Origin of the sequence: Arthrobacter silviterrae (assembly GCF_011045165.1) — a bacterium.
In the GTDB taxonomy this organism is placed as follows: Bacteria; Actinomycetota; Actinomycetes; order Actinomycetales; family Micrococcaceae; genus Specibacter; species Specibacter silviterrae.
The window spans coordinates 1-9,216 of record NZ_JAAKZI010000061.1; the positions used below are offsets into that span (position 1 = coordinate 1).

A 9,216-nucleotide genomic window follows, 5' to 3' on the forward strand; every position below is an offset into this window, starting at 1 on the left:
AATCCTTGACATAAATTTGACAACTGTATAGTGTGATTCCACATTGCGAATCGCCACTACGATGGACTGAACCAGTCGGGGACGACGCGATGCCATAATGGGGTGTTAAGTAGCCGTTTTTGAAACCGCCAGTCCACGTAAGTGGAACCGCGCTTCCACGGACCGGGTACCGGCCACCAGCCCTCGCTGATGTCCGGCACCCGTCGCGGCCCGCCCTGTATCGTTGTGAACGGGGCCTGCCGGCTAGTTCCAGTGGTCCCCGGCTTGGCGTTTTCGCATGTTTTCTTCACGCCGCATATCAACCGTTCCAAGTTTGATGTGTCGTGAATTGTTCGCCAGCCGATTCACGATCGAGTCTGCCGCGACTCGGTCGTGAATCATTTGGACCCAATACTCCGGCCCGGTTTGAGACAGGACCATCGTCGGCAGGCGCCGGTCCCGGTCGGCGAGGACCGTGAACAGGTCGTTGGTCGCCCGGGCGTCGATCCCTATGGTTAAGAAGTCGTCCAGGATCAACAGGTCAACGTCCTTAAGCTGGTCAAGCAGGTTTCGGTGGGCGATATGGTCGTCATGGACGCTCACCAGCGCCAACCCCAGGTTGTCCATGCGCCAGTATTTGACGCTGTGCTCGTTGTGGCACGCAGCCACCGCGATTGCGCAGGCCAGGTGGGTCTTGCCCGTACCCGACATCCCGGTGATGACCACGTTCATCTGCTCCCGGCCCCAGTCGTTCTTGGCATACCGGCCCATCTGCACCGCGTTCAGCCCGCCGCGGTCCTGGCGGTAGTCCAGCTCCGCGATCGAGGCATCGGCGAACGGGAGGCCGGCCTGGGTCACCAGGCGCTCGATCCGCGCCGAACGCCGCGACTCGAGCGCGTCGTCGACCGCTTGGCGGAACAGGGTCTCCGGCAGCACCTGCTCGTTGGCTGCGTCGGCCAGGAGCAGCTCGAGGGCCGCGGCGACCTTGGTGATTTTCAGGGCCTTGAACTTCTCGTGGTCCTCGGGGGTGAAGATGGGCATCAGAACCCCTCCTGGTAGTAGTCGGAGCCGCGCACGAACACGTGCTCGGCCAGCTGCGGCATCTCGGAGCGCTCGGGCTTGACGGTGTTTCCCGCGGACCGGGGAACCGGCGGGGCCTGCTGGTCGCTGGTGATGGTGGCCAGCACCCGTTTCAGGGTGGTGTAGGTGGGGATCGCTGCGGTGTTCAGCACCTGCCGGCAGGCCGCCTCCAGGCGGGCCTTGCCCTTCTTGCCCAGCCCGTCGAGGATGTTTTGGCAGTCCAGGTAGCCTTGGGCCTCGATGGCATGCCGGTCCAGGACCTTGGTGATCACCTCGCTCGTGGCCGGCCCGTAGGCCTGGGCCCGGTCCAGGAACCAGGTCCGCGACCACAGGTTGGCGATGTTCTGGTGGGCCGGCGGCACGTGCTCGCCCAGGGTCGAGTACTGGCCCTTGCGCCCGTATTTGCGTGGGTGTTCGCAAACGATTTCCTCCCCGGAAAACAGCGTCACGCTGGTGTCCGTCAACCGGGCCCGGAGGGTCTGTCCGGCCAGCCGGTAGGGTGCCGAATAATTTTGGTAGTCGCAGGTCACATGGTAATTTCGCCCGACCTTGAGTTGTTTCCAGGTCACTTGCGTGAAGCGTTGCCCCGGCAGCCTCCCGAGGCGGGAGGCCTCCTCGGTGGTGAAGATTTCCCGCTTGCTGACCCCGTAGGGGTTCTTGAGGTCGTTGATCTCCTCCACCTGCACCTCGACGGCTTCGTTCAGCTCCTGGATCGTGTGCCACGCCTCATGGCTTAGTCGCCCGATGATCCGGTGGTTGGCGGTGCGCACCGCCCGCTCGATGGCGCCCTTGTCGCGGGGCGATTTCACCCTGGCCGGCACGATGGCGGTGCCGTAATGGGTGGCGAACTGGGAGTAGCGGTCGTTGAGCAGCCGCTGGGGATCCTTGCGCTGGGGCCGGTAGGTGGCGGTCTTGGCATTATCCGGGATCAGGATCTGCGGCACGCCGGAAAAATACTCCAGCGCCCTGACGTGCAGGTCGATCCATGCCGCAAGGTTCATGCTCAGCGAGGCCCTGGCGAACACCATCCCCGAGTACGGCAGCACCGCGGCGAACAGGTACGCCTTGGAGACCTGGCCGGTCAGCGCATCGGTGACCGGCAGCGTTTGCCCCGCCCAGTCGACCTGCATCGTCCTGCCGGGCTCGTGGTGGATCGTGGCCGACAGGTCGTTGGAGGCCACGTGCTGGGCGAACAGGGCGCAGAACTTCGAATACCCGTACTTGCGATGCTCTCCCGCCCGGATGACGTAGCCCTGCCAGGCCTGCTGCAGCGTGAAGTTCCGGTCATGTTTCATGGACCGGTGCACCGCCTCGAAGTCCGGCTGCTCGTACTGCTCGGACTTCCTTGACCGGCCGTCGGGGAACCAGTCGTGCAGTTGCCGGTCGGTGAGTTCCTCGACCTGGGCCGGGGTGGTGATGCCGCGGCCGGCCAGGACCTTGCTCACGGTTGAGATGCTGCGCCGCGAACAGTTCTCGCTCGCCACGATCTCGCTGTAACTGCGGCCCTGCACCAGTAGCCGCATGATGACACGATGATCCGTCATCGTTTCTCCTCGAAGGGTCAAAGCGCAACACCGGGTGTGTTGCAGCTATGCCCAGCGAAACACATCCAAAGACCCGGTTCCCGGTTTGTGGAGCTGCGGTACCACTTGCGTGGACTGGTGGTTTCAAATGCCGCTATTTAACAATGGGGGTGAAATTTGATGTTTTCACGAAGAAAAGGACTAATTAAAGCGGCCATCGCATTGGTCGTTGCAGGATTCATCGTAGTACCGGCCGGTGGCGCTTCAGGGGCCACCTCATCGATTGACCAATCAAACATGCCTGATTCGTCAAGCATCGTTGAAACGGCACGCGCCATCCAAGCCCGATATCTCAACGGAGCTCAAACCGCCAGCGATGCGAAGTGGGTTCAGGACAACCCTGACATCTCAAAATGGATCGTTGACCCATCAAAGTCGACAACCTATCTCATCTCGTCGAAGAAGGTGCCGCAGCCCAGGGGGACCGCCGCGAAGCCCTTGTTGCTTACCGACACTTGCGTAGACAATGCATATGGAAACGAAAATAGGAACTCCGTGGGCGTTCGTCTTTACTCGTACGTTTCCGAGATCCGGTACTGCTTCAACTCGACCAAGATAACGACATTCCCACTACACACCGCATATTTTTCCAACATGAGCGGCGGCGTGAATGTGATTTCAAATATGATAGTCAATCAAGCCCTTGTTAGTGGCAATAATGGGTATATTACCCACCAAGGTCCAGGCCTCCGGTCATGATGGTGGGGCGGTTTTGGGTGGTCGTTGATTTTTCGGGGTTTTTGTTGGGTAAAAGACTGTTAATTTTGCCCAATCTGCGATAAAATAGACTTACTGTTTTGTCGTCTCATGGAGGGTGGAATGATGGCTGTTATGACTGCCCAGCCGCCTCTTCCCCTGTCAATGGTTCCTGCGGCGGTGCCGGTGGGCCTGGCCGTGTCCCTGGTTGAAGGCGACCGGGGCGGGGAGGTCTATATTCGTGGTCAGCTCTGTGATGTTTGGGATGTCGGGGATGGTGCCGCCCGTCGTTGGGCGGCCGTGAAATTGGTGCGCCTGCATGCGGCCTCGGCCGCTGAAATCGCGAAGGCTTTCAAGGTTTCCACGGTGGCGCTGTGGAAGTGGGGCCAACTGGCCGATGCCGGCGGGGTGGCGGCCCTGGTGGCGGAGAAGAAGGGGCCCAAGCGTCCCTCGGTGCTGGTGGCTTCAACGATCGAACGGATCGTTGCCCTGCGCGGGCAGCACCGCTCCTTGCGTTCCATTGCCGCCGCGGTCGGCGTCTCGGAATTCAGTGTCCGGCGCGCCCTGAAAATCGTTGATGAACAGGGAATCCAGGAAACAGCATCAACATCCAGCCTCACCCGGCAGGAGGGAACGCGGCGTCCGGAACAGCTCCCGCTGCCGGTCTTGCCGGCACCTCTCGCCCGGGGCGGGGAACGGGCCGCGGCACGGGCCGGGCTCCTTGAGTGCGCGGAACCACGGTTTGCCCCGGCCGCCCGGGCGCGGCATGCCGGATTGTTCCTGGCGTTGCCGGCACTGGAAACTACCGGCCTGCTGGCCTGCGCGAAAGACACGTATGGGTCCTTGCCGGACGGGTTCTACGGACTGGAAACCGTCCTGATCGATGCCGTACTGCGAGCCCTGGCCGGGGAGGCCCGGGCCGAGGGCGCCACCCGCTTCGACCCCCAAGAGCTTGGCCGGGTGTTGGGCATGGACCGCGCCCCGGAGGTGAAAACGATCCGCCGCCGGATCTCCCAGCTCGCCGAGGCAGACAAGGCTCAGGACCTGATCGCGGCCCTGGCCAAACACCACCTCACCGCCACCGGTCCGGGCGGGGAAGACCTGGCCGCCATCCTCTACGTTGACGGGCACGTGCGCGCCTACCAGGGCACAAAAAAGATCGGGAAAATCTACTCGACACGGTTGAAGTTCCCCGTCCCGGCCACCGAGGAAACCTGGGTCACCGACGCCCACGGCTCACCCGTGTTCGTCGTCATGTCCGCACCCGGTGCATCCCTCGCCGCCGAGCTGCGCCGCCTCCTGCCGGAGCTGCGCACAGCCGTCGGTGACGGCCGGCGCGTGCTGGTCGGTTTTGACCGCGGCGGCTGGTCCCCGGATCTGTTCAAACACATGGCTGAAAAGGGATTTGATGTGCTCACCTGGCGCAAGGGCGCCAGCAAAGATGTCCAGAAAGATCTCTTCAAAGAGGTCTCCCATACCGACGGGCACGGGGAAGAGCGAAAGTGGTCGGTCGCTGACACAGTCGTTGACCTGTCCCTGGCCGCGACGAAGACGACCGGGGAAGTCTTCCCGATCCGGCAGGTCAGCCGGATCGTGGCGGCGACCGGTGGCGGCACCCGGCAAATCCACATCCTCACCACCGACCGCACCATGAGCGCCGGGGAGGTGGTGTACCGGATGGGGTCCCGGTGGCGGCAGGAAAACCAGTTCCGCTACGCCCGCATGCACTTCGACCTCGACTCCCACGACTCCTACACCAGCACCGGTGACAACGAGGACCGTTTGGTGCCGGAACCGGCCAAGAAGAAGGCCTACCAAAAAGTTGTTGCCGCCAGGAACGCGCATGCAGAGGCCGCCGCCGTGGCGGATGCGAACCTGCTGGCCCTGAAAACCCCGGCAGAAGGCGCCGGCGAGGTCACGGTGACCAGCGCCATGCACAACCAGGCCATGACACCGGTATGGGAAGCAGAAAAAGCCCTGGCCGCTGCCGAGAACGTGCATAAGAGCATTCCGGCCAAGGTCCGGCTCGGGGACCTGAACCCGGGACAACAGGTCCTGAACACCGAGGTCAAGCTGATCCACCACGGCATCCGCATGGCCGCCTACAACACCGCGATGACGATCGCGCGGGAGATCCGCACCAACACCGGCTACCGGCGCGCCAACCAGGAAGCCCACGCACTCATGCGCCAGGCATTCAACCAGCCCGGCGACATCGACACCAGCGAGCCAGGCCACCTGGTGATCCGGCTGGACCCGCTGCCGACCAAGGCGAAAACCGCGGCCATCAAAGAGCTCTGCGACCACCTCAACAGCACCGAGACCCGCTACCCCGGCACCAACCTCATCCTCAAATACACCATCAAATAATCACCACCGGGCTAATAGCATTAAATCGCTATGACCGGAGGCCTGAGGTCATGCCCAGGTTTGTTTGCCTGTATATGGTTGCATATTCAACTACTACCCGAAGATTGCTTGGACTCTTTATCCATGGTCACCGGCGACAGTTGTTTGGACGCCGTAGATAGGCCAGCCTTCTAGGGGTCCCGCGGGGGCTAAGACAGGAAGGCTTTGACGCACCCTCAGCGTGTCAAAGCCCTTCCTGTCTTAGCCCCCCGCTGTTGCACCTTTGTTCTTGATGGGTTGAGAGTGTCCGTCGCGTTCTTGAGGTAGCTTTACAGACTTGGCTTGGTCTGTGCGTCGTGGGAATGGTTCGCCCACGCGGAGTGTCTCACTTCCAAGGAAACGGGACGTTCCCCGGCGGGACTCACCCGGGCCCGAAGTATCCGGGAATCACGCGTAACCTTCCCGTCCCAAAGTTATGCCACAACCGGCCGCCGGCTCCCGCGTACGGAACCAAGATCCGGTACGGTGCAGGCATGGATATTGGATACGCGCGGGTCTCAACGGCAAAGCAGAACCTGGGGCGCTAGCTGGCCGCCCTGGCGGACGCCGGCATCACGGCCGAACACATCCATGTGGACAGGAAATCCGGGGCCACCACGGACCGCCCAGGACTCACCGCGGCCCTTGCCCAGGTCCGGACCGGGGACGTGCTGGTGGTACACACCCTGAACGGCCCAGTACTCCTGAACGTGTCGTGAGCCGCCAAGGTTCGTTTACTGGGCGAGATGGCGGATGTATTGGTAGACAGTTTCGCGGCTGATGCCATATTCGCGGGCCAGGGCTGCTTTCGGTTCCCCGGCAACGGCACGTCGGGCTAATTCTGCCGCCTGTTCGGCGGTGAGGGCTTTTTTGCGGCCGCGGTAGGCGCCCCGTTTTTTGGCCAGGGCGATGCCTTCGCGTTGGCGTTCACCGATGAGGGCGCGTTCGAATTCCGCGAACGCGCCCATGACGGAGAGCTTGAGGTTTGCCAGGGGCGAGTCTTCGCCGGTGAAGACCAGGTTTTCCTTCACGAACTCGATGCGCACACCCTTGCCGGTCAGTTTCTGAACCACGGAGCGCAGGTCATCGAGGTTGCGGGCCAACCGGTCCATACTGTGTACGAGAACGGTGTCCCCGTCGCGGGCAAACCTCAGCAGCTCCTCCAACTGAGGCCGCTTGGTGTCCTTGCCCGATGCCTTGTCCGTGAACATCCTGGCGACCTGGATGTTGTCCAGTTGCCGCTGCGTGTTCTGGTCCAGACTGCTGACCCGAATATATCCCAGACGCTGGCCGCTCACAGTACCTCCACTAGTGAAACTGTCAGGATGAAATCTACGACCTTCGCCCGCATGTGTCAATAAATAAAAAACATAACTTTACTCTGACAGGTGACATGTCATCATGCCTGACGTCCGGTTGGGGCATACCTCAAACTGACATCGAAGATCAAACACGCAATCCTGTTCCGTTGCCACTCAGACCCCAAGGCAGCTTCGCGTGTAGGCACTTGCGCATCCATCTCGATATAGGTAGATTACCGGCATGGACAGTTTGCCAAGAATTACGGGCGCAACGGTGGATGTTTTGGAGGCCCTGCTTGCCAGCAGGGACCAGTGGGGATTGCTGATCATTAAGGAAACGGGCCGTCCGCCCGGAACTGTCTACCCGATCCTGGACAGGCTCGAGTCGGCCGGATGGGTGACATCGGCATGGGAGTCCTCAAGCGAACGCCCCGGGCCACGGCGTCGTTTCTATGCGCTGACAGCAGACGGCCGGGCTGCTGCCGTTGACGCCTCGCGTAAATTCCGGGCGAAGGCATCACCCTCGGCAAGAACCGCGCCCAGGCCCGTGGGGCTGGGCACATGAGCCGCCCAGGCCACCTGATACTCAAGATTGCCGTCTTGCTGTCACCGGTGGAACTCCGCGAAAGGAAACGAGAAGAGTACCTGGCCGATTTCCGGGATGCCGCGCTCTGTGGCATCCCGGAACGCCAGGTCGCCTGTGGTGCATTGGGGGCATCACTGCGCGCGCGAACGAAAGCAGTCCAACGAGGTCTCGCAGCGACTGAGTCAACCGAAAGGAAGAAACACATGAAAGCAGCACTATCGTCACTCGGGGCGGCAGCACTTCTGGCCGCAGCCGGCCTTGGCGTTTCGCTTCCGGCAACGTCGGCATCGCCGAGCGTAACGCACCTAACGAACGATGAAATGCAAAAGAACGTCGGCTGGACCGACATCTCCACACTGAACATCAGCAATGAACCAGCAACGTCCATGCCAATAGGGCAGCCCTAGAATTTTCAACCAGCCGGATTCGCCGTCATCTTTATGCGATATAGATCGAGTAAGGTCTAATGGGTTCTAGCCTTGCATCAGCAGGCCGCAATCGTGGGCGGCCGGAGAAATTCGAACGGCTCCGGCTGCCCGCCAATTATTGGGAGGCAACAACTTGAAAACTATTACGCGCACGCTTCTGGGGATGGTGACGGCTGGATTGTTGTGCTTCGTACTGGCCGTTCCAGGGGCACAAGCCAATGATTCGGTCGTACCCGATGGTTCAGCGCTGCTCGAATCGGCCACGTCTCCGGTCGAGATGGGGTGGATCGATCCCGCTTCCCTGAACATCGTTGGATTTGAAGGACCCGCCACAAGTTCGGCGGCGTCTCCTGCCGAACTGGCCAAGTTTCAGACAGCCTTGCCCCAACTGCCAGCCACGCAGCGTAGTGGGATTCAGCCGCTGACCACACAGCCCAATTGCGCGGGCCGCATCGACTTCTACCGGTGGGTTCTTGAAAATGGAACCACCTATTGTTTCGCAAACGCTGGCGAACTCTATGCCAGCCCTGGAGTATGGGGCGTGCGGTACTTGTGTCCCGGCAACAACGTTGGTCGCACGTTGTATCAGGATGGAGTTGGGGTCAACATGTGGAGCTTGTGGCGCGGCCCGATGGCCAACTACAACACCTGTTACGACTTCGGTGGCCCCGTTGCGGGCAAGGGGTTGCAGATCCAATAGCGATTACGCGATTGTCCCGCCATCGCGAAATGCATCCGCATCCATCATCGCCTGCGCAGGGTAAGTGCCTTCACTTATGGCGGGCTGACAGTTTGCGATAGAGAACGACATCAATAAGGGTGCAGGGCATTGCCGAAACCGGCGATGCCCTGCACCCTTCCATGTGTGATGCAGTTGGGGCTGGGTTTTGTAGGTGAGGAGGTTTTCGAGGGGGCTGCTGCGCAGGTCGAAGCGTGGTGCCGGGCCTGTTCGTGCGGGGCGGGGGTTTTGGGTGAGTTGTTTTTTGAGCCATTTGGGGTAGGCGGGTGGTTGGGTGGTGCGGGGCTCGGGCGGGTGGTATTTGCCCGTGGGTGAGGTCCAGCCGACGCGCCCGTCGGGGGTGCGGTTCGGTGTCCAGCCCCGGAGTGTGATGGCGGCCCGGTCGGGGTCCAGGTCCTGGCGGTGGCGGCCGTGTTTGTCCTTGTCGTCGCGGAAG

General features: G+C 61.5%; 8 protein-coding genes and 1 pseudogene. 5 read left to right on the forward strand and 4 right to left on the reverse strand.

Features of this window, described 5'->3' with window-relative positions:
• Positions 1-243 precede the first annotated feature (243 nt).
• Positions 244-1,020 (reverse strand): ATP-binding protein, encoded by a 777-nt coding sequence (locus G6N77_RS19150; RefSeq protein WP_205678445.1) that lies wholly within the window; start codon positions 1,018-1,020, stop codon positions 244-246.
• Positions 1,020-2,603 carry an IS21 family transposase gene (gene istA, locus G6N77_RS19155; protein ID WP_165183770.1) on the reverse strand — a complete coding sequence of 528 codons (1,584 nt, stop codon included), beginning with the start codon at positions 2,601-2,603 and terminating at the stop codon, positions 1,020-1,022. Before istA ends, G6N77_RS19150 begins: the two co-directional genes overlap by 1 nt.
• Positions 2,604-3,473: 870 nt before the next feature.
• Between istA and G6N77_RS19160 the strand changes: the two genes are divergently transcribed.
• On the forward strand, positions 3,474-5,708 hold the full coding sequence (locus G6N77_RS19160; RefSeq protein ID WP_165183771.1) for a helix-turn-helix domain-containing protein: 2,235 nt from the start codon (positions 3,474-3,476) through the stop codon (positions 5,706-5,708).
• Between the two features lie 605 nt (positions 5,709-6,313).
• Positions 6,314-6,445, forward strand: a complete 132-nt coding sequence (locus tag G6N77_RS19165; RefSeq protein WP_262455730.1) for a recombinase family protein — start codon at positions 6,314-6,316, stop codon at positions 6,443-6,445.
• 15 nt (positions 6,446-6,460) lie between these two features.
• Here G6N77_RS19165 and G6N77_RS19170 read toward each other — a convergent pair whose 3' ends face one another.
• On the reverse strand, positions 6,461-7,024 hold the full coding sequence (locus G6N77_RS19170; RefSeq protein ID WP_165183772.1) for a recombinase family protein: 564 nt from the start codon (positions 7,022-7,024) through the stop codon (positions 6,461-6,463).
• Between the two features lie 244 nt (positions 7,025-7,268).
• On the opposite strand from G6N77_RS19170, the gene G6N77_RS19175 reads away from it, so the two are divergent.
• The 3 genes from G6N77_RS19175 (at position 7,269) to G6N77_RS19185 (ending at position 8,741) form a co-directional block, all read left to right on the forward strand.
• Complete coding sequence (locus G6N77_RS19175) at positions 7,269-7,592, forward strand: PadR family transcriptional regulator (RefSeq protein ID WP_165183773.1); 324 nt, start codon at positions 7,269-7,271, stop codon at positions 7,590-7,592.
• A 224-nt stretch (positions 7,593-7,816) separates the two neighbouring features.
• Complete coding sequence (locus G6N77_RS19180) at positions 7,817-8,020, forward strand: hypothetical protein (protein WP_165183774.1); 204 nt, start codon at positions 7,817-7,819, stop codon at positions 8,018-8,020.
• A gap of 154 nt (positions 8,021-8,174) precedes the next feature.
• Positions 8,175-8,741, forward strand: a complete 567-nt coding sequence (locus G6N77_RS19185; RefSeq protein ID WP_165183775.1) for a hypothetical protein — start codon at positions 8,175-8,177, stop codon at positions 8,739-8,741.
• Positions 8,742-8,744: 3 nt separating this feature from the next.
• Here the strand turns inward: G6N77_RS19185 and G6N77_RS19190 are convergent.
• A pseudogene (locus G6N77_RS19190) lies at positions 8,745-9,216 on the reverse strand (hypothetical protein); the annotation flags it as partial.